20 protein-coding genes are annotated in these 21,407 nt (G+C 53.6%); 16 read left to right on the top strand and 4 right to left on the bottom strand.

Annotated elements, in window-relative coordinates; translation table 11 throughout:
- Positions 1-19: 19 nt before the first annotated feature.
- The 4 genes from HY913_08245 to HY913_08230 form a co-directional block, all read right to left on the bottom strand.
- Entirely contained in the window at positions 20-1,525 is a 1,506-nt protein-coding gene (locus HY913_08245) for a tripartite tricarboxylate transporter permease (protein ID MBI4963252.1), read from the bottom strand.
- Positions 1,526-1,527: 2 nt separating this feature from the next.
- Positions 1,528-2,007 (bottom strand): tripartite tricarboxylate transporter TctB family protein, encoded by a 480-nt coding sequence (locus HY913_08240; protein MBI4963251.1) that lies wholly within the window; start codon positions 2,005-2,007, stop codon positions 1,528-1,530.
- A 91-nt stretch (positions 2,008-2,098) separates the two neighbouring features.
- Complete coding sequence (locus tag HY913_08235) at positions 2,099-2,842, bottom strand: SDR family oxidoreductase (GenBank protein ID MBI4963250.1); 744 nt, start codon at positions 2,840-2,842, stop codon at positions 2,099-2,101.
- Positions 2,843-2,853: 11 nt separating this feature from the next.
- Positions 2,854-3,543 carry a GntR family transcriptional regulator gene (locus HY913_08230; protein ID MBI4963249.1) on the bottom strand — a complete coding sequence of 230 codons (690 nt, stop codon included), beginning with the start codon at positions 3,541-3,543 and terminating at the stop codon, positions 2,854-2,856.
- A gap of 1,036 nt (positions 3,544-4,579) precedes the next feature.
- On the opposite strand from HY913_08230, the gene HY913_08225 reads away from it, so the two are divergent.
- The 16 genes from HY913_08225 to HY913_08150 all read left to right on the top strand — a co-directional run bounded on the left by HY913_08225 (position 4,580) and on the right by HY913_08150 (position 21,355).
- Positions 4,580-5,239 (top strand): hypothetical protein, encoded by a 660-nt coding sequence (locus HY913_08225; protein MBI4963248.1) that lies wholly within the window; start codon positions 4,580-4,582, stop codon positions 5,237-5,239.
- Between the two features lie 93 nt (positions 5,240-5,332).
- Positions 5,333-6,649: a hypothetical protein gene (locus tag HY913_08220; GenBank protein MBI4963247.1), complete on the top strand. Its 1,317-nt coding sequence runs from the start codon at positions 5,333-5,335 to the stop codon at positions 6,647-6,649.
- A 28-nt stretch (positions 6,650-6,677) separates the two neighbouring features.
- A complete protein-coding gene (locus HY913_08215; GenBank protein ID MBI4963246.1) occupies positions 6,678-7,244 on the top strand; it encodes a hypothetical protein in 567 nt (188 codons plus the stop codon).
- The gene (locus HY913_08210) at positions 7,214-8,005 is read left to right on the top strand and encodes a hypothetical protein (GenBank protein MBI4963245.1); all 792 of its coding nucleotides are present in this window, start codon (positions 7,214-7,216) and stop codon (positions 8,003-8,005) included. Before HY913_08215 ends, HY913_08210 begins: the two co-directional genes overlap by 31 nt.
- Positions 8,006-8,772: 767 nt before the next feature.
- Entirely contained in the window at positions 8,773-9,384 is a 612-nt protein-coding gene (locus HY913_08205; protein ID MBI4963244.1) for a TetR/AcrR family transcriptional regulator, read from the top strand.
- A 56-nt stretch (positions 9,385-9,440) separates the two neighbouring features.
- Positions 9,441-11,099 (top strand): AMP-binding protein, encoded by a 1,659-nt coding sequence (locus HY913_08200; GenBank protein MBI4963243.1) that lies wholly within the window; start codon positions 9,441-9,443, stop codon positions 11,097-11,099.
- Between the two features lie 170 nt (positions 11,100-11,269).
- Entirely contained in the window at positions 11,270-12,292 is a 1,023-nt protein-coding gene (locus HY913_08195; protein ID MBI4963242.1) for a TRAP transporter substrate-binding protein, read from the top strand.
- A 242-nt stretch (positions 12,293-12,534) separates the two neighbouring features.
- Positions 12,535-13,008 carry a TRAP transporter small permease gene (locus tag HY913_08190; GenBank protein ID MBI4963241.1) on the top strand — a complete coding sequence of 158 codons (474 nt, stop codon included), beginning with the start codon at positions 12,535-12,537 and terminating at the stop codon, positions 13,006-13,008.
- Positions 13,001-14,308: a TRAP transporter large permease gene (locus HY913_08185; protein MBI4963240.1), complete on the top strand. Its 1,308-nt coding sequence runs from the start codon at positions 13,001-13,003 to the stop codon at positions 14,306-14,308. The genes HY913_08190 and HY913_08185 overlap by 8 nt, the downstream gene beginning before the upstream one ends.
- Before the next feature lie 149 nt (positions 14,309-14,457).
- Complete coding sequence (locus tag HY913_08180) at positions 14,458-15,948, top strand: 4-hydroxybutyryl-CoA dehydratase (protein MBI4963239.1); 1,491 nt, start codon at positions 14,458-14,460, stop codon at positions 15,946-15,948.
- Between the two features lie 563 nt (positions 15,949-16,511).
- Positions 16,512-17,243, top strand: coding sequence for a GntR family transcriptional regulator (locus HY913_08175; GenBank protein MBI4963238.1), 732 nt, complete (start codon positions 16,512-16,514; stop codon positions 17,241-17,243).
- A 43-nt stretch (positions 17,244-17,286) separates the two neighbouring features.
- The gene (locus HY913_08170) at positions 17,287-18,261 is read left to right on the top strand and encodes a tripartite tricarboxylate transporter substrate binding protein (protein MBI4963237.1); all 975 of its coding nucleotides are present in this window, start codon (positions 17,287-17,289) and stop codon (positions 18,259-18,261) included.
- 343 nt (positions 18,262-18,604) lie between these two features.
- Positions 18,605-18,844 carry a 4Fe-4S dicluster domain-containing protein gene (locus HY913_08165; protein ID MBI4963236.1) on the top strand — a complete coding sequence of 80 codons (240 nt, stop codon included), beginning with the start codon at positions 18,605-18,607 and terminating at the stop codon, positions 18,842-18,844.
- Positions 18,841-19,995 carry a 2-oxoacid:acceptor oxidoreductase subunit alpha gene (locus HY913_08160; protein MBI4963235.1) on the top strand — a complete coding sequence of 385 codons (1,155 nt, stop codon included), beginning with the start codon at positions 18,841-18,843 and terminating at the stop codon, positions 19,993-19,995. Before HY913_08165 ends, HY913_08160 begins: the two co-directional genes overlap by 4 nt.
- Positions 19,992-20,825, top strand: a complete 834-nt coding sequence (locus tag HY913_08155) for a 2-oxoglutarate synthase (protein ID MBI4963234.1) — start codon at positions 19,992-19,994, stop codon at positions 20,823-20,825. Before HY913_08160 ends, HY913_08155 begins: the two co-directional genes overlap by 4 nt.
- Positions 20,822-21,355, top strand: coding sequence for a 2-oxoacid:acceptor oxidoreductase family protein (locus tag HY913_08150; protein ID MBI4963233.1), 534 nt, complete (start codon positions 20,822-20,824; stop codon positions 21,353-21,355). The genes HY913_08155 and HY913_08150 overlap by 4 nt, the downstream gene beginning before the upstream one ends.
- Positions 21,356-21,407: the final 52 nt, after the last annotated feature.

The raw sequence follows: 21,407 nt of genomic DNA, 5'->3' as shown, positions 1-21,407 counted from the left end.
CGTCCGGCCGCAATTTCCATCAGCTATCTTCCTCAGCAAACTCAAGCGCCTTCTTTCTCCAGAAACTGATCCGCGGAAGGTATGGAACGATGAGGAGAAGAGCGGCGAAAACTAGACAAGCAGCCGAAAGCGGGCGGCTGACAAAGATCGCGTACGACCCGTCGGACATGATGAGGGACTGCCGCAAGGCGTTTTCGTACAAAGGACCGAGCACCATTGCCAGGACGAGAGGTGCGGTGTCGTACTCGAACTTCCTCAGCAGGTAACCGACTACGCCGAACAGCAGCATCACGTATATTTCCTGGATGTTCTGATTGATGCTGAAGACCCCGATCATGCAGAACAGACAGATCAGCGGGAAAAAAAACTGGTACGGAATTTTGAGCAACTTTACCCACAGGCCGACCAGAGGGAGATTCAGCACCAGCAACATGACGTTGCCGATGTACATGCTGGAGACCACACCCCAAAAGAGCCCCGGATCGGTGGATAGGAGCATCGGCCCGGGACGGACACCGTAGATGATCATCGCCCCTAGCAGGACCGCGGAGACCACGTTGAACGGCAATCCTAGAATGAACAAAGGAATGAACGCCCCACCGGTGGCCGCGTTATTGGCGGTTTCGGGCCCGGCTACCCCTTCTATGGCACCCTGTCCGAACCGCTCCGGCTCTTTGGCCAGCTTCTTCTCCATGCCGTACGAGAGAAACGACGAGAGAACTGCGCCTCCGCCCGGAAGAGTGCCCACCAAAAAGCCAAGTCCTGTGCCGCGCAGGATGGGGCCGATCGAGCGGCGGAAATCATCGCGGGTGGGCCAGATTTTTTGGATCGCTGTAGAGAAAACGGAGACTTTCAAGGAAAATTCGAGGTTGGACAAGACCTCAGCGATGCCATACAGACCCATGATGACCGGGACCAGGCCCAGGCCGTCCTCGAGCATTCCCAGGCCCAACGTGAATCGAGGCTTTGCAGAGATCACGTCCATCCCCACGCAGCCCAGGAAAACACCCACTGCTGCCATGAGGAGGGACTTGATCATGGATTTTCCCGCCAGGAAGGTAACGACCACCATGCCCACGGTCATCAGCGCGAAGTACTCGGGCGGGCCAAACGCCAGGGCCACTTGGGCCAAGGGCGCGGCCACCAACATGAGTCCCAAGACCGAGATCGTCCCGCCGATAAACGAGCCGATGGCGCTGATGCCCAGGGCAGGCCCTGCTCGGCCTTTGCGGGCCATCTGGTACCCATCCATACACGTGACCACAGACGCGGCTTCTCCGGGCAAGTTCACCAGGATGGAAGTGATGGAGCCGCCGTACATGGCCCCGTAGTAGATCCCCGCCAGCATGATGATGCCGGAAACCGGGCTCACTTTGAACGTAACGGGCAGTAGGATGGAGATGGCGGCAACGGGCCCCACACCGGGGAGCACGCCGACCAGCGTCCCGACTAGGCATCCGATCAGGCAGAATAGGAGGTTCCAGGGCTGAAGGGCAATCGAGAAGCCGCTAAGGACTGCGTCCATGGTCATGGCAGCCCCCCGAAGATCCACTCGCCCAGCACACCGACAGGCAGGCTTGTCTGCAAGACTCTCGCGAAAAGATAATATGACCCTACCGATACCGCGACTGCAATCCCCCCGGCGACCGGATGGTTGCGATTGCCGCTAAGGAGGATCAGCCCATAGAGCAGGAGCACCGAGTCGACGCAGAAGCCGAGATAGGGCAAAAGGACAGTATAGACAAGGAGCGCTAGCAGGGTGCAAAGGACCCGGGGCATGTTCCCGCGAAACAGCTGGCTTAGAGGCTCGCGCACCCTGGAGCGAAGGTCCTGGAGGATCAGGATCGCCGAGAGCAGGCAGATAACGAGTCCCATGAGAAAGGCGATATATCCGGGCCCGGGTTCCCTCGGCGTGCCGATGCCGTAACCCGCTGCCACGTATGAGATGATGATCCCTGCGATCAGCCAGAAAAGGCCGCTCTTCTGATTGTGGGTGGCGAGCAACATCCGGATCTAACTCCTTTAGCCAGGGCTACAGCGCTTCCACGGGGCGACCGCGCGTGTAGCCGTTTCTTACCACCGCAACCTAGATCTTGATCTACCCGGAAAACATCCCTGTCCCTCCTGTCACTTCGAGGCAGATCCCTGTAATCCACTCTGCCTCATCAGAGGCCAGGAAGGCCGCGGCATACGCCACATCCTCCGGTCTGCCCGGCCTTCCCAGGACTATCTGATCAGGCCGTTTGATCTCATTGGTCAAATTTTTCGTCAAATCGGTCTCGATAAAGCCCGGGAGGAGGGCGTTGACGGTAATGTTGAAGCCGCCGAGTTCTCTTGCAGCGCTCTTGGTCAGCGCGATGATCCCCGCCTTGGAAGAAGCATAGTTAATATGGCCGTAGCTGCCGCCTTTCCCTGCCCTCGAGGACATATTGATTATCCGGCCGCTTTTCCGGGTCTTCATGATACGGGCAGCGGCCCGCGTCCCCAGGAAGGTCCCCCTCAGGTTTACATCCACCACGCGGTCCCATTGTTCCACGGTCATTTCGTCGAGCATGGCCCTGCTGCCGATTCCGGCGTTGTTGACCCATATGTCCAAGCGGCCAAAAACCTTGAGGGTAGCATCCGCGGCCTCATCGAAATCGCGGGGCTCTGAAACATCCAGTTTTAAGGCCGCGGACTTCCTGCCTTTTCTTCTAACTTCGGCGGCCGTCTTTTCAGCCATCGCGGGATCAACATCCGTGACGACCACATCTGCCCCCTTTTCGGCGAAGATCAGGCAGATGGCCTTACCCAGGCCTCTTCCCCCGCCAGTGACAAGGGCAAGCCTATTTGTCAGGTCCATGACACCCTCGTTCAACGCGGTTGGGCTGACACGCTTGCGGCCACTGAATTGGCCGTGTCGTGAAATCGCTTTAGATGGCCGATAAGCACTTCTCTGATGGTCTGAAGATGGACTTTCATATAGTACTCGGCTTTTTCGCCGTCCCTCCTCTTGCAGGCCTTCAATATGCCTTGGTGCTCCTCAAGGTAGGTCCGGAAATGGCCGGGAACACTTACTATGATGTACTTGTACCGATGGATCCTGCGCTGGAGCGTCCGCAAGATCATGCGGAGATTCTCATTCCCGCACTGGTCGTAGAAGAAGTTGTGGAAGACGGAATTGTGTTGGAGCCAGCCGGGCAAATCCATACTGTTTGCGGCCACTCTGCATTTCTCATTAATTTCCTGCAAGAATTCAATTTGTTCTTGGCTTATATTTTCCACTGTCAATCTTGTGGCATAACTCTCGAGCAGCCACCTGATGCTGTAGATCTCGTCCACCTGTTGGATTGAAAGTTTTGACACGGTAAAGCCCTTGTTCGGTTCGAAGGTGAGCAGTCCCTCGGTTTCCAATTGGCGCAAAGCCTCTCTGATGGGGCTGCGGCTCGCGCGAAACGTAATTGCCAGAGCTGATTCAGTGAGCCGTTCCCCGGGATTCAATCGGCAGTAGGTGATTTCATCCCTGATGTGCTCGTAGATCTTTTCTCTTACGGATTTGTTCATGCTGTGAGGACTCTCGATTATGTCACAATATTGTCGACAATCTTGTAGTATCATTTGGTCGACCGCGTCAAGACAAAAAAATGAGACTCGTCGCAGGCATTCTGGTACACGAGGCGCTTTGCCGTGCTGGATCTTCGCGAGGAGTGAAATAGCACATTCCGCCGAAAAGCAATCTCTGCCTTTTACCGCCGAAATTTGCTTCGCTACGCTGCAATGACCGTCTTTCGCCGCGGTGAATGAATGAATACATTAGCCGGAATCATTCATTTGCGTGCGTGAGCGTCTCCCATGCCCCGAAGGGGCAGCCCGACGGTAGCCACGGGCGTAAGAGGTTGTCTCAAAAGTCGAGGCACGAGACAAATCGTGTTACGAGACCGGGTAGCCTGGACGTTACTACGTCCGGGTCGCAAAGCGACAAGAGGTCTTGTGGCCGAACTGACCGTCCAAGCCCCTATTTTTCGCATTGATTCCGGTCATGTATCACAGGTCCAGACCTCTTGTGCCTTCGGCACCCGGAGGCCGTAGCCTCCAGGCTACCCAACACCTGAACTTCCGTCCAATTCGTGGCACGATCCTTGTTTGAAATTCGTTTTTGAGACAGCCTCGTAAGCCCGTGGAGAATGGTCCACACAATAATTTGTATCACGGCCCTGGAGGGGCCGACCCCACCAGCGCTCACGGAAAATCTGTCCCCCTAACCCAATGTTTACGTTCGTCATAGCGAATTCCCTTGACAGGTTCCGCGGCTCCATGAGACGCTTTTCAGCAATACGCTTCATCGCCTGATTCAAACTACTTATGTCTCACTGGCGGCCGGGCCGGGTCCCGCGACGGGCCGGTTGCACGGGAAGCGGTCACAGCGGCTTTCCTAATAATTGATACACAATTTGAACTGTTTCACAACTGCTTTCCAACTTGGCATCACTCAGGGAGGAGTTGTTGTCGTTATGGGGTTAGGGACCTTTTCAGATCAAACCAGGCTTTGGGACGAACCGCGGGGAAAGACAATGCACCTCTTAGGACACGGAGGACCTCGATGAGCATCCGACCTTTCAAATGGATACTGTTGGGGCCTGCCTTAGCCCTGTTGCTCCTCGGTCATAGCCTTGGCTACGATATATGGCAAGCTCCGCCGGGGCAGCCTGAGCAGATGTCCTCTAAGGTTAGTTACGATCCGAAGCTTTCGGATACGTTCTTCGAATCAGATGAGTGGAGCTATCCGCATTGGATCACAAAGCATCCGGATGGCCATTTTACAAGCAGTAGAGGCATCGACAAGAATCCGGTAGAAGACCCGCCCCGGTTGAAGCACACGTCCAAGTGTTTTTCCACCTCTTTCGGGGTCAAGCATGTTGTCAATTTCTGTGAAGCCAGGTTAGTTGACGGGCATGTCCTGGATCTTCTCTTCCATGAGAGGAATGCAGCGTTTCGTGATTCACTGCTAGTTCGGATCAGGAATGGAAAGTTCACGTGTCAGTACTGGATTGTTGACGATGTCGGTGTCTTCCAGTGGACGACGACACGGCAGAAGTTGACTTTGGATAAGAAGGCGTACCGGAAGGGTGATGTAATCAAAGGCAGGATTGACTTTGAGTGTGTTATGCAGCTCATCAACCCGAATGACATTAAGAAATGGAGTCGAGATCCGACAGCCGTCATCAAGCTCTTCGGGGTATTCAAATCGACTGTTGAATGAGCGGATGACAGCCCGTAACACTTTCGACGAGGCATCCAAGTCAAGGCGTGCTGCGACGATGTCATCCGGCTAGGAGTGGAGGAGAGGTTCAGAATGAATAAAGTGACTATGGTGGTTACTAATAAGCAGGTAGGTTACAGTTTTCTGAGAAGTTGTGCCGGACCCGACACATCCTTGTACCTCGTCCCGACTTACTTGATGGAACTAAAATGGACTGAGGGAGGGAAAGAATATATATGCGAGTACGAAGTTGTTCGCTTTGGAATTGACTACGATGCTGCGAGCGGGCGAACCTTTGTCAATGATCAACTCAAAAATGCGACGGAGCCAATCAAGATATTTACTTGGTTCGACTACAAAACAGGTAACCATAATGCTGAGGTTGGCGCGTGGAAGATCTGGGAGAAAGGGGAGAAACAGGATAACTTGGTGCATGACGGTCCGGATGAACCGCGATGGTTTCTGCCCAAAGATGAAAAATATTTTGCTTTTTGCTCATTGGGTTGCTTGTTGGTGTGTGGCGAGGGCCAATGGAGGCATCTGAATGAAACGATTGGGAAGGCAGCCGGGGTCGGTGAGTCCTGGGGGCGCGCGGCCGGGAAGAAAGGGAACTTGTGGATTCAGTTTCAGCAGGTTTCAGACGAGCAGTTCCCAAAACTATACGAAATCGACAATTGGAGAGACGAACAAGGGAATGTCAATTTGGGAGCAGTCGCTCCTAAGATAGGGGAATTCCTCAAAGAAACCTTTGGGACAGAACCACCCGAGTTTCAGCCTCGATGCGAGGCGCATGCCCCTACCCCCGATCGCGGTTTGTTGAGGCGCGCGTCAGCAGCCGTCTCAGCGGAACATACCGATCCTTTAATACTCGATCTTAACGGTGATGGCATCAAAACAGTCACGCTCCAGGATGGGGTAAACTTTGACCACGACGCCAACGGCTTGGCTGAACAGACCTCCTGGGTTGATCCTGACGATGGCTTCCTGGTCCTGGACAGGAACGGCAACGGCTTCATCGACGACGGACGAGAGCTGTTCGGCAACGCGACGATCCTGAGTAATGGCAAGAACGCATCAAACGGCTTCGAAGCCCTTGCAGGCTTGGATAGCAATAAGGACGGAAGGATAGATGCACCCGATCCTATATTCTCGCAGCTAAGGGTCTGGAAAGACGAGGACCAGGACGGGTACTCATATCCTGACGAGTTGCACACCCTCGATGAGCTGGGCATCAAATCCATCAATCTTCAATCAACCATAACCCAGAGCACGGATGAACAGGGCAACATCCAGAACAGGGTCGAGCAGATCCAATTCATGGACGGGACCGTCCGGACAGACTCCGACATACCTCGTATTCAGTTTGGCCCTCAGCATGGGCCAAATTCGATTCATCTATGGGCGGCATAAGCGGAGCCGCACCGCAGGAGGCGACCTTATGGCTGACATAAAGAACGCAACACCACCAGGTGACGAAGTCATTCTTTCCACTAAGTACTCAGGGGCACGGTTTTGGGCTCTGGGCGGATTTCTTGCGGTTCTTGCTTGTGCATCGCTTTATGGGATCTATGCCTTCACACTCCGAGGGGACTACTTCAAAACCGCTTGCGCCATAGTCGGAGTCCTTGGGTTTGTTCCATTGTCTCTTGATGCACTGCTGACCAAAGGAATTTATTTTTATAGTGATCGGGTGGAGAAACTCTGGTGCTTCTTCGCTCGGAGAGCGATCCCTTATTCGAAGGGAGTGGTCCGAGGTCCTGCTAACGAACTCCACTGGGTCCAAAAGGGATATACCATTACAGAAGTGGGAGCGAATGGGAAAAGAAGTCTGCTACAAATACCCATTTTTTATAACGCTCGTTTCGTAGACCAAGAGACCGCCAAACAAATCGATTCGATTATGGCTTATATGGCCGGTGACGCCCTGAATAAACCAACCAGATTCACAAGGGTCACGCTGCCGAAGGAGGTCCTATGTCGAGTGAAGGGCAATTTGCAGTCATAGTCCCCGTAAAGTCCGCGATTGTTGCCGGAGCTGAGTATGGAGAGCACGCCATTGTGCGGTGTGGCGTGCCCAAGAAATACGCCGTGCCCATGAAGTTCACCTGGGAATTGGTTCACCAAGGTGGCACTGAGGCCGTAGCGGCCCTGCTGAGAGAGCAAAATCACGGGCTTACCGCGCTCGAAGAAGCCGCAGTTATTTCAGGTGCTGAAGCAGCTATAGCATTCGGCGCCGCCGTTGCCATCCCGGCAGGAACACCTGTTATTGTGGTAGTCCTCGCAGGCGTGGGAGTGGTGGTTATGGTAGGGCTGGCCGAACCTTATATTCTGGAATTGGCTGGCTACATAAAGAAGAGCTTGCTGGAGGCTCAGTTCCCGGTGACGGAGCCGTGTGAGCAGATGTACTGGCTTGGTCGGGAGGCCAAAGAGGCCGCTGAGATACATCACAGCGATCCCTTGGTTCTTGACTTGAACGGTGACGGGATCAAGACGACGCATGTCAGTGCAGGAACTTATTTCGATCAGGACGCGAACGGATTCGCAGAACGCACTGGCTGGGTTTCACCCGAAGATGGCCTGCTTGTCTTGGACCAAAATGGAGACGGGATGATAAACGACGGGAGGGAGCTGTTTAGCGATCAGACTGTCTTGAAGAGCGGGCGAAGAGCGACAAACGGATTCGAAGCATTGAAAAAGGGGTCAGGTCTGCTCTTGGCTCATGTTGAATTGTATTGCGGCTTCCCAAGCCTCACGGACTGGCATTAAGCGGACTCGGCTGCACCCTCGGAGTGTGCAAGTTGGGATGATGTTTGCCAGGGCCACGGATTCCTTTGTTCGTTATGTAACCATTTATACCGGTTGCCAAAAGTGCTGTCCGTTTGGCCGGAAGGTGATCAATCTGGTCTTCAGATCGTATCTACAGGGCCTATTTTTCAAGAGCGTAATAACGCCCGTCGTTCCCGCGAACGACCATGACCTGTCAATCACAACGGAACATGAAAATCCTGGTGCCAAATTCCAAGGTCCGTCACCCCCCGGCGAAAGCCGGGGTCCATCCCGCGAGACGCGGGACTGGATTCCGGCTTCCGCCGGAATGACGAATAACATGCGGTTTCCTGCACCAATCTAGACCCGGCAGATTCTGGGCTGGGACTTTCAGGTAAAGGAGGGGACCTTGTAGGCGCCGGCCTCTGTGCCGGTGCACATTTTGGCCGGCAGGGACGCCGGCCCTACGATCCCTGCCTCCGCAGGAATGACGGAATTGAGCGCTTGCCAAGCGGACACAAAATATGGCAACCGCTATAGTTACACGGGGCGGTTTGCCGTTCCGTGTTTTTGCCAGAAGTGAGATTCCGCGTCCCGCGGAAAAGCAATCTCTGCCTTTAAGCGCTGAGATTGCTTCGCTACGCTCGTAATAACAATCTTTCGCCCGTCGTAACTGAAAAGGTTGCGTAGGCTCTTCGTTTTTTCTTGACAACATTATTCCGAATTATGTAGATTTTATGGACTGAACGATCAGTCTAGAACGGACAATGGCGAACGATTCTGAAACCAGCTATGTGAAAGAAGCGATAATGAAGGAAAGCACGAGACTGTTCCTGGCGAACGGGTTTCGTGGGACTTCGGTGAAGGAGATTACCCAAGCCGCCGGAATTGGACGGGGGACGCTGTACTGGTACTTCAAGAGCAAAGAAGAGATCTTGGAAAGTATTTTTCGAAAATTCGAAAGCGAATTTGTCGAGGGAATTATGGAAGCCGTGCGGAACTGTGATGGTGATTTCGTAGCGAAGTACAGGGCTTTTCATAAATTTGCCACCGAGTTTGCCCGCGATAACAGGGACCTGGCGTTGGGCTTCAATACCCTCCTGAACGAGATTGTGGGAAGCAATACCGAAAGTGAGAGATTGGCCAAGGACATGTGGGAACGGTTTCGCTCCTTTGTCGAGGGCATGCTGGAAGACGGCAAGCGTGAGGGAACCGTCGCGGCTGGGATAGACGCTGCAATCTACGCTCATATTGTGGTAGCGAGCCATACCGGCATGCTTGTTCAGTGGTTCGTTAATGGAGAGTCGCTCGACGTGCGCTCTTTTGTGAGGACGTTTCGAAAGTTCTTGTTGAAAGGCCTCACTGGCCGGGAGAGGTGAGAGAAAATTTTTTTGGGATTTTGTGGACTGATCGGTCAGTCCACTGGAGGCTGAACATGGATCGCAGATGGCACAAGGTTTGGCCGGGTTGGGTTCCAAAGACTTTTACCGTGGACAAGCCCACTTCCGAGTATCTACGGGAATGGGCAACGTTCACACCTGAAAAGATCGCCCTCACATTCTACGGGCGAGACATTACCTACGTCGAACTGAATCGAATGATCGATGCAATGGCCTGGGGCCTGGTCGATCTGGGGGTTAAGAAAGGCGACCGTGTTGCCATTCATATGGAGAACTGTCCGCAATTCGTGATCGCGTATTTTGCCGCACAAAGGGCCGGCGCGGTTGTGGTGCCTGTAAACCCCATGTTCAAGCATGCCGAGATTGAATACGAGATCAACGATGCAGGCGCCGAGACACTTATCGGGCTTGACTACCTCTACCCAAGCGTTGAAAGAGTCAGGGACAGGACGCCACTAAGAAACGTGATCCTCGCATCTCTGAAAGATTACCTGCCGGCTGAGCCTACCTTGCCCCTGCCGCCGGATGCGAAGGAAGAGAAACGATCTTTTGCCGGCACACTCGATTTTGGCGCGTTCACAGAAAAGTCTCAGGATCGCCCCATATGTAATGTAGGCGACCTGGACTCGGAACTTGCGCTTCTACAATACACCGGCGGCACCACAGGTATCCCCAAAGGGGCCATGATCAGCCATTACGCCCTTGCCTATGCATGTGTCGGATCAATGCACTGGTTTCACCATAGGGAAGATGATGTTCATTTAGGCGTTACGCCCTTCTTCCATGTCATGGGCCAGCAGCAGTTGATGTGCACCCCGCTGGTGTCCGGGGGCCGGATTGTCATTCTCTCCAGGTTTGTTCCCGATGTGGTTGCTCAGGCCATAACCCGTTATCGCTGCACTTACTGGGTGGGCGCTACGACCATGGTGATCGCTCTGTTGGGTCTTCCCAACATCGAGGATTACGATTTCAGGTCTTTCCGGTGTCTCTGGAGCGGAGGTACGCCCATATCGGCTGAGCTTCAGAAAAAACTAAAGGAGCTAGCGCCCGCTACCATTATCGGTGAGGGCTATGGACTCTCGGAAACCATAGCTCACGGAGGCGCTTGTACCCCACTATACAGATACAAACCCGGTTTTCTGGGCATTCCCCAGCTCAATGACATCAAAATTACGGATCTGACTACAGGGGAACAGGAACTGGGACCGAACGAGGAAGGGGAGATAACGATAAAGGGACCGGCGGTAATGCAAGGATACTGGAATAAGCCTGAAGAAACAAAAGGAGTCTTAAAGGATGGTTGGCTCCACACAGGCGATATAGGGCTTATGGATGAGGAAGGCTACATCAAGTTTCTAGGCCGCACGAGGGAGCTGATCAAGTGCTCGGGCTACAGCGTATTCCCTGCCGAAGTTGAAGACCTCCTTTACAGGCACCCGGCGGTCAAGGAAGTAGCGGTGATAGGTGTAAGCGACCCCTACCGAGGAGAGACCCCGAAAGCGTTCGTGATTCTGAAAGAGGGGTATGCTGGAAAAGTCCGGGAGGAAGAGATTCTGGAGTGGTGCAAAGACAATATGGCTGCATACAAGCGGCCTCGACTCCTGGAGTTTAGAGAAGAACTGCCCAAGAGTGCGGCAGGGAAGCTATTGAGACGGATTCTGGTCGATGAGGAACGCGAGAAGCCTGCGGTATAGGCCCTCCGATTGAAAAACGAGAACGTGCATTTCTTGATGATTGGCGGCCGAGCAAGCCCATAATCCCGTGAGTTACGAAACGATTGTTTAACATAATGAGGTTAAGAAGACGGATGTCGGAAAAGGATCGGGAAGTTACTCAGAACCTACACCAGGAGAAGGAGGTAATCATGAGAAGGCTTGGGTACACATGTTTCGGCTGGTTTGTCGTCGCATTTTGCGTTCTGTTCATGGCTGGTCCTGTTTGTTCGGAGGAAAAGGGCGTTAAGCTAAGGTATGCGACGTTTTTCCCGCCGATGAGCGGCATGGCCGCGATTGCCGACCAGTGGTGCAAAGAAGTGGAGAAGCGAAGCAACGGCAAGGTAAAGGTTAGCTTTCATCCGGGAGGCTCCCTGACGCCCGCACCGCAATCTTACGAGGCGGCCGTCCGGGGCATTACGGACATTTCCATGACAGCTACGCAATGGACCTCCGGAAGGTTTCCCATGTCGGAGCTGATTCATCTTCCTCTGGGAGTGAAGAGCGCGCGCCAGGGCACCGGACTGATCAATGCCTGGTATAAGCAATTCAAACCCAAGGAATTTGACGACGTGAAAGTGCTTTACTTCTTTGCCTCGGGGCCCAGCCATTTCATGACCTTGAAGCCCCTTGCTTCCATAAACGACTTGAAAGGCATGAAAATTAGGGCCGCCGGGGATACCAGCAAGATTGTCGCCGCCATGGGTGCGGTACCGGTTTCGGTTCCCATAGCGGACGCTTACGAGGCCTACCAACGGGGGATCTGTGAAGGGGTGTTCTTGTCTTCTGAGACCTTGAAATCTTTTCGGTGGGGAGACCTGCTCCACGGCCTTCAGGACAATGATGGAATCGGAGCGACGAACGCCTTGCTGGTGGTGATGAACAAGAAGAAATGGGAATCCCTTCCTCCTGATATCCAACAACTTCTCGGACAGGTCAGCGAAGAATGGGTAGAAAAGACCGGGAAAGCTTGGGATGATATCGACCGGGAAGCGATAGAATATGCTGAAACAAAGGGTATGAAGGTAGTCAAAATCTCCAAGGAAGAGGAGGCCATAACCGCGGAGAAGGTTAAACCGCTTCTGGATGCTTATGTGGAAAACATGAAAAAACAGGGTCTGCCGGGAGAGGAAACGCTGAAATTCGCGATCGAGTACATAAAGGCTCATCCCTGAAGGAGTTCCGTGCGCGGCCTACGGTCAATACCAAATCGCAATCAGCCGTAGGATTTTTAAATCAAGAACCACGGACCTGCTTGCGCGGGTCCGTGGCGCCCAAAGCCTCGGAACACAGATGTTGTCGGGTGCCGCACTGACCTGGTCTCCAGGTCGGTGCAGGATGAAGCCGGTCTAATGTTTTTGAAAGCTCATTGGCTCCGGTTCATAATTCGAGGGTCTTTGACTCAGTGAGGACGAGCATGCGGAAACGGCTAACATGGTTATGCAGTCTCATGTCGCTCATAGCGGGAATCATTCTTCTTGTAATGATGGGTTTCACCTTTGCGGACATCGTCCTGCGATACCTTGGAAGGCCAATCGTGGGCGCGTATGAGGTCGTTGCCTTTCTGGGAGTTGGTGTCATCGCTTTTGCTCTGCCGCGTGCTTCAATCCTGAAGACCCATGTGTATGTGGATCTGTTGATTGACAAACTCCCTGCCAAAACTCGAAGAGTCGTAACAGTCATCACAAGGATCATGGTTTTTCTCACGTTTTTGATGGCTGCCTGGTACTTCATCCTCATGGGAAAGAGCTATATCGCCACCAAGACCGTCACCATGAGCCTTAAAGTTCCCTTCTATCCTGTGGTGTTCGCTCTGGCGGCCAGCTGCATTGTCCAATGCCTCGTGTCGCTTTGCGAGATTTTCGGTGATGACGGAGGCAGCAATGAATGAATTAGCCTTAGGCCTTGGCGCGTGCGTTTTTCTTATGGTTTTCCTTCTGACGGGTGTTGAGATAGCCTTTGGCATTCTGATGGTAGGCCTTGTCGGGTATGCGCTACTCTCCGGCTTCGATGCTGCTTTTAGTCTTATGGTTCAGGATTTCTTCGATGTTTTGTCCGCGTACAGCCTGACGGTCGTTCCGCTTTTTATGCTTATGGGCCAGATCGCTTTCAACGCGGGAATCGCCAAGAGACTCTATGATTCAGCATACAAATGGGTCGGCCGCGTGCCCGGCGGCCTGGCCATGGCTACTGTCGTGGCGGCTACTCTATTCAAGGCAATGTGCGGGTCTACCCTGGCTACGGCCGCAACCTTTTCGAGTGTAGCCGTTCCCGAAATGACCAGATACAAATACGGCAAAAAGCTGTCCACCGGAATAGTGGCTAGTGTAGGCACCATTGGTATTCTCATCCCTCCCAGTATTACCATGATCATTTACGGAATCATGACTGAGCAGTCTATTGGAAAGCTATTTTTGGCGGGTTTTATACCGGGTTTGCTTATTTCCGCGTGCTTCATCGGAATAATCTATGTGTGGTGCAAAATCGATCCCACTCTTGGGCCAAGGAGTCCGGAGAGATTTACTATCCGGGAGAAAGTCAGTACGCTTCCCGAATTCCTTCCTGTCGTGGTCATTTTCACCGCGGTTATAGGCGGGCTCATGTTAGGGATATTCACCCCCACGGAGTCGGGAACCATAGGAACAATCGCAGTCTTGATACTGGCGCTGTTGAGAAGGAGCCTGACCTTTCAGGCGTTCTTGAAGTCCATTGACGAATCCCTGAGAGCCGCGGTGATGGTGCTCATCCTTATAGCCTGTTCGGCTGTGCTCGGCCATTTCCTGGCGATTACCGAAATTCCGCAGGTTGCCGGAGATTTCCTCGTGACCCTTCCGCTTCATCGAGTGGCCGTCATGGTCATCATTTTCCTTTTCTACCTTTTGGGAGGGTCGTTTATCGATGATTTGGCCTTTATGATCCTTGTTACGCCAATCCTATACCCCGCGGTGCAGCAGCTTGGGTACGACCCTATTTGGTTTGGTGTGATGATTGGAATTACCTTAATGGTCGGAGCAATTATCCCTCCTGTTGCGATCAGTGTTTTTGTGGTGAAGAACATCACAGGCGAGCCTTTTAATGTCATTTACGCGGGCGTTGTTCCATTCCTTGCCAGCTTTGTCGTTGTTGGCGCACTTCTATTTATATTTCCTCAAATAGCCACATTTCTGCCCAATCTGATGATGGGAAAGTGAGGAAGCAGGGCCAAGGATAAGAGACAAGGTCGATCACCGGGCAAATTATGGACTGAGCGTTCAGTCCATTGGACCAACGCGGCGACAATGCCGCTATGTAATGGAAAACAAGATCTGAACAATGATGGAAAAATCGAAAGGAGATAAAAATGGGGCTCAAAACACCTCAGGAATACATCGAGAGTCTCAAAGACGGACGTGTTGTTTACTGCAACGGCGAAAGGGTACCGGATGTGACGAATCATCCGATTCTAAAAATCTGCCGCGATTGGATGGCCATGGATTATGTCTTGAATCAGGACCCACGCTACCAGGACCTTTTGACCGAAAAGGACGGGGACGGGGAAAGGGTCAGCTTTGCGTTGATGCCGCAGCGGTCCAGGGATGATCTCTTTCGTCTGCGCGAAATGGTAAAGCTGTGGGCCAGGGTCTGTTTCGGAAAGCCTCCGGGCGCGAAGTTCGTGGCCAAGGACGGTTTGAATGCGGTGACTGTGGTCAGTCCTCGAATCGATCGAAAGCATGGGACCCATTATGCTGATAATGTTGAAGCCTATCGCAGGCATCTGCAAAAAAACGATCTTTCGTTCGCCATGGGCTTGACCGACGTCAAGGGCGACAGGAGCCTCCGGCCCGCTGAACAAAAGCAGCATCAGGATTTTTACGTGAGGATCGTGGAAGAGCGCACAGACGGCGTAATCGTCAGGGGCGCAAAGACCCACATCAGCCAGGCGCCTCTTTGCAACGAGATAATAGTTGCGCCTTGCCGGGCCATGCGAGAGGAAGATAAGGCCTATGCCGTCGCCTTTGGGGTCCCGGTCAACGCCAAGGGGTTGACGCTCATTTCTGCGGAACCCGAGGTTGCCGAAGGCGCGAGTCTCTTCGATCACCCCATTGCCGGCAGTATCTTCATCAACGACGCCACGATCATTTTCGACGATGTCTTTATCCCTAACGAGCGACTCTTTTTGAAGGGTGAGTGGGAATTTGCCGGCCAGGTAGCACACATGTTCGCCAATTTTCATCGCCTAAGCGCGGAGACTTACAAGGCCATGGAGCTCGAGCTTTTTACCGGCGCGGCTGCGTTGATGGCAGAGTACAACGGCATAGAGAAAGTCCCCCATGTGCGGGAAAAATTGACCTGGCTGGTCATGTATACCGAAGCTGTGGAAACCCTCGGAAGGGCCGCGGTCGAACATTGCAGCAGCGAAAAGGACTCGGACCTTGTGTACCCGAATCCGATGATTGCCAATATCTGCAAATTCCACTTCGCCGATAACTGGCATCAGGCCACAAAGTATATTCAGGACATTGCCGGAGGGATTGTGGCGACCTGCCCATCTTCCAAAGACTACTTCAATCCAGAAACGCGGTCGCTGTTGGACAAGTACTTGGGCGGCAAGGCAGGGGTCCCCACGGAAGACCGGCTTCGCATGGTCAAGCTCGTCAGAGACCTGACCTCGTGCTATGAAGACGTGCTCACTATTCATGCCGAGGGATCATTAGAGGCCCAGAAGCTTTCCATACTGGCTCTGGCTGATTTTGACAGGTACCGTGCAGCGGCCAAGAGGGCGGCCAGGGTGGAGAACACGAAGGGACATCCCATATTTGACGAACTGCCCGCTTTTCCTCCAACCCTCTAGTAGATCGGAACCCTAGACATATGGGGGCTATTGGTTTTTGTTGTCCCATTCGGAAGAATGGGGCAACAAAAAAGCCTTCCTGCAAGAACGAGCCTCACGTATTGGCCACCTTGTAACGGGTCTCACAAGGTCTGTAACCCTTCGCATGGAATCGAAGAAATATGGATCGTAATTGGGTGCCACGGACCTGGGCTCCGCCAGGTCCGTGCCGGCTTTCTTGGAAAACAACAAGGTTGGTCCTCGCACTGAACACCAAATTGAAAAGAGACCCGATGGCACGGTGAAGCTGGGAATCTTCCGAGTTATCGCGGCGATAGAACTGGCCGGAAGCACGGACCTGGTAAGGCCCAGGTCCGTGGCACCCAATACAGAGTGGGCTACTATAGTTGTTCCCAAAAGCTCTTCCCGAATGAGGTCGCCCCGCGTCGGCGGGGCACCCGCAAATTAATCCGTGTTCACTGTTGAGAATCGGAATACCTCCATGATTGCAGACCAGTGCAAAAATGCTTGACGCTTTTTTCGTCCAAATGGTATACCAAAAAACATACAAAATGGAGGGCAATGTGACAAAGATCGGCACAAACACCAATGAAGCAGAGAACTCCACGACGAGCGTGAGTTCGGCGATGGTGCTTCGGAAATTGGAAAATGCCATTCTCTCGGGCTATTTCAAGCCTCGGGAACGACTCGTCGAAAGGGACCTGCTCGCACACTTCGATGTCAGCCGCACGGTGATCAGAGAGGTCCTGAAAATGCTGGAGGCAAAAGGGCTGGTAAAGATCACTCCTTTCCGTGGGGCCATTGTTGTGGATCTTACCGCGAAGGAGGTGGAGGAGATCTTCTTCCTCCGTTTAAGGCTCGAAGCTATTGCCGCTGCGCTCGTTATCAGGAATATCACTCAAATCGAGATCCAGCAGTTGAAAAAGCTTTGCAGAGAATTGGACAGGCACTTGCGAGAGGGCACAGACCAGATGATTGAGAAGGACAATGAGTTTCATCGGGCCTTGTTCCAACCCTCCAGAAACAGCCACCTCAACGACATGATCGATTACCTGAGCACAAAGGCCCATATGGTGAAGTTTAACGCCTGGTCTTTGCCAAAACGAATAGAACAATCAAGATTGGAGCACAAGTCCATGATGGAGGCCCTCGAACGGCGAGATGGGGCCGCGTTCGAAAAACTTGTGATCGATCATCTCCTTTTTTCCAAGAACAGCTACGTGGCTCAGTTGACAAGGATAGACGCGAAGCTGACGACAACAGGCCTGTCCGGGTCCAAAAGGCGACAGGATTGACGGATTCGTATCAATTCAAGCGCGTGACCGAAGGAGGGAAAAAATGATGAGACATGATTCCAAGATTAGATTGGCTCTGGCCATCCTTGCGGTGGGCCTGCTGCTTATCCCCACGGCCGGTCAAACCGCCGACTTCCCAAAGGGTCCCATCACTCTCGTTGTCCCCTGGGGGGCTGGGGGGGCTACCGACGTCACCTTTCGCGCGTTGGGTGAGGCAACCAAAGACATTCTAGGCCAGCCGATAATCGTGGAGAATCGCGTTGGTGGAGGTAGCGCTGTCGGGGTCGGCAGCATCGTGGGTAAGAAGGCCGATGGCCACACGCTTTGCGAAGCGACCAGCAGCCTCCATCGCAATTCCTGTCTCAACAAATTGCCCTTCGACACGGTTAAGGACCTGACCCCAATCACTATGGTCGGCGGGCACTTGTTTGGGATTCTTGTCCGCGCGGATTCGCCTTTCAAGACGCTGAATGACGTGATCGAATACGCCAAGGCCAATCCCGGTAAGCTGACATACATGGCTTCCGGAGTCGGCAGCGGTGGGCACATCGCCTGGGAGGAAACGGCATATAACGCTGGCGGGGTTCAGGTTCAGCATATCCCTTCCAAAGGGGACCAAGAATCGTCCACCGCGCTTTTGGGAGGGCATGTAGACATGATTGCCACCTCCGGCGGCTGGGTCCCACTGGTTCAGGCTGGAAAGTTGAGGCTCCTGGCCACTTTTGGGAAAGAAAGATCGGAAATATTTCCCGACGTTCCCACGGTCAAAGAACTCGGACTTAAGGTCGTTCACGACAACCTGATGGTCATTCTCGGACCGAAAGGGATGGATCCCAAGGTGGTCAAAACTCTTCAGGACGCTTTCCACAAGGCCCAGAAGGACCCCCGTTTCGTCTCGGCCATGGGCTCATATGGCATGCCCATCCTGTACATGGATACCCAGGAGTGCATGAAGTACTGGACCGATTCTTACAAAGAGGCTCAAGAGCAGGTAGCCAAGTTCATACTCAAGAAATAGTTCTTCCGAAAACGTTGAGATTTCGTAACTGGCGAGGGCACAGGTTCCGGCTGATTCGCGTCGTGATGACGCGAAGTATGCGGGTTTTCCGGAAGGCCGAAAGCGCCGCGACCAATGTCAGTCCGACGCCGGCATTGTGGGAACTGGACAGGCCCCTGCGAAAGCGACAGGACCGAACGAATGGGAAGGGCGAGAAGTTTCATCGAGCCCGGTTCCGGTCCTCCGAGAAAAGCCGGCTGTCTCAATCAAGGGTCAAAGCACGGAAGGAGGACATAAATGACGGTCAAGGTCCTGTCCCGGGGAAAGGATAGATCTGGAAACGACCATGGAGGACAAAATATCAGTGAGTAAGGTGAGGATATACCAGGAGTTGTGCAAAGGTGTCGAGGGGTGCGGTATTTGCCTCAGCGTTTGCCGAAATGAGGTTTTCAAGCCCGCGGCGACACTGAACCGGAAGGGCTACCGTCCTCCGGAAATATCCGAGCCGGAGTCATGTACCTCGTGTGAGAACTGCATGATTTTCTGCCCGGATTTGGCCATCGCTGTGGCCGCGAAAACGCGAAAAAGACGTGTGAAGAGATGACAGCGGAAAGAGTCCGGCCAGGACGGTACTTTATGATGGGAAATGAAGCCTGCGCTGAAGGGGCCCTGGCCGCGGGCTGCGAATTCGCAGCGGGTTACCCGATAACCCCCGCCACCGAGGTCGCCAATCGGCTGGCCGCAAGACTCCCTCAGGTTGGCGGTATTTTTCTTCAGATGGAAGACGAGATAAGCTCGATTGCCGCCATTATTGGAGCCTCCTGGACAGGTAAGAAAGTGATGACGGTAACCTCGGGACCCGGCATCAGCCTCATGTCGGAGAACATCGGCTTTGCCGTCGGGGTGGAAACCCCATGCGTCATCGTCAACGTTCAGCGTGGCGCTCCCACGACCGGCATGCCCACCGCTGGCGTGCAAGGGGACATGGTACAGGCCAAACACGGCTCTCATGGGGACTACGAGATCATCGCGCTTTGTCCTTCTTCTCCTCAGGAAATGTTTGATTGCACGATCACGGCCTTCAACTATGCTGAAAAGTACCGGACCCCGGTCTTCATCCTTGCCGACGCTTTTGTAGGACATATGCGGGAAGAGGTGGTCATACCGGACGCTGAAACGATTAAAACGATGTACCGAAAGATTCCCGCTCAGGGGACAGACCCGCAGACCATTAAGGGGTTTCTTGATGAGGATGTCGCCCCGATGCCCATCTTTGGGAGAGGTTTCAAGGCTCACGTGACCAGTTCCTGCCACGATGAGTCAGGAAAACGGAACCTCATTGACCTGTCCTCTCTCGATCTGTTCGTGAGGAGGCTGAGTAACAAGATCCTCAAACACAAAGAAGAGATTACGATTGTGGAGGGAAATTACGAAACAGGAGATGTCGTCCTCGTTTCCTACGGCCCGGTGGCACGGGCTGCTGCGACCGGGGCACACCTTGCGCGGGAAGCAGGCCTTCCTGCCGGAACGTTGCGTCTGGTCACCGTATGGCCCTTCCCGGATCACGAAATCGAGAGAATGGCCGGACGAGCGAAGCACGTAATAGTGCTGGAAAACAACCTGGGGCAAATGTACCCGTATATCAAGGCAGCCGCGGCCCGTTTTGCCGATGTGTCTTTTCTTCCTCCAAGGCTTGTCGGGCAGATCCAGGACCCGGAGGACATACTGGAAAAGATCAAGGAGGTCCTCCGATGAAGGAAATTATCCATCCCCTTCACCGCTTTATCCGGCCTTCAGTCACCTCCAGTACCAATTGCCCGGGATGCGGAAACGGCATCGTGGTTCAGAGTATCCTGCGGGCCCTTGACGAGCTGGGAATGGACCTGGACGAATTCGTTTTTGTCTCGGGAATAGGCTGCGCTGCCTGGATACCCAGCCCTTTCTTTAACGCGGATGTTCTCCACTCCCTCCACGGGCGCCCCATTGCTTACGCACTGGGCATAAAAATGGGCCTTCCTGAAAAGAAAGTGATGGTTGTGAGCGGGGACGGTGACCTCGTGGCCATCGGAGGCAACCATCTTATCCATAACGCAAGGCGTAATGTGGAAATGACCGTTATCTGCGTCAATAACAGGATATACGGCATGACCGGCGGGCAAGCCGGACCCACCACGCCGCCGGGAGTGAGGACCACCACAACGCCGTACGGAAGTTTCGAAAACTCCTTTGATATCTCACGCCTGGTCATTGGGGCCGGGGCTTCCTTTGTGGCCCGCTGGACAACCGTTCATGCCAGGCAGCTCACCAAGTCGATTAAGAAAGCCGTCCAAAAGAAAGGTTTCGCTTTTATTGAGGTCCATTCCCAGTGTCCGGTGCAGTTCGGCCGCAAATCCGGCATGAGTGGATCCGTTCAAATGATGGAGGATTTCCGTAAGAGGTCCGTTTCGATCGAAAAGGCTGCCGGTCTGACGCCGGAGCAGTTGAAAGACCGGATTGTGGTGGGGGAACTTGTGGACATCGAAAAGCCTGAGATGATGGAAGAGATAAAGAGGATCAAGGCAAAAGCCGCGGGGAGGCCTCGATGAGTCGTACGGAAATCATGGTAGGCGGGGTAGGGGGCCAGGGTGTGGTTCTGTCAGGGATACTTCTCGGTACAGCGGCCACGCTTTTTGAAAACAAGAAGGCGGTCCAGACCCAATCCTACAGTTCCGAGCTAAGAGGCGGTTCCGCGAGGGCAGAGGTGATTATTTCGGAGAAGCCGATTTCCGATCCTCAGGTCAGGAGGCCGGACATTTTCATCGCCTTGGCCGAGGAAGCCTTGCCCCGCCATATCGGTCGTGTGAAGCCGGGAGGGCTGGTGATCGTTGACTCGGACAGGGTGACAGGACTTCAGCCGGGTAATTACGAAGTTATTCGGGTTCCGGCATCGAGTATTGCGGAGAAGGAAATGGGTGATCTGATCGTCGCCAATCTCGTCATCCTGGGAGCCCTGATTAAAAGGCATCCGATCGTGTCGGCGCAAGCACTGGAGAAGGCTATTGAAGCCACAGTTCCACAAAAGGCTAAGGCACTGAATATTGCAGCTTTTCGAAGAGGGCTGGAGATGAACGTCTAATACCAGTTCGCAATAAATAACCTGACTTTGGGTGGACAGGTGGCATGTCTCT

The organism is Desulfomonile tiedjei, from assembly GCA_016212925.1.
GTDB lineage: Bacteria > Desulfobacterota > Desulfomonilia > Desulfomonilales > Desulfomonilaceae > JACRDF01.
This window is presented reverse-complemented; position numbering and strand designations above follow the sequence as displayed.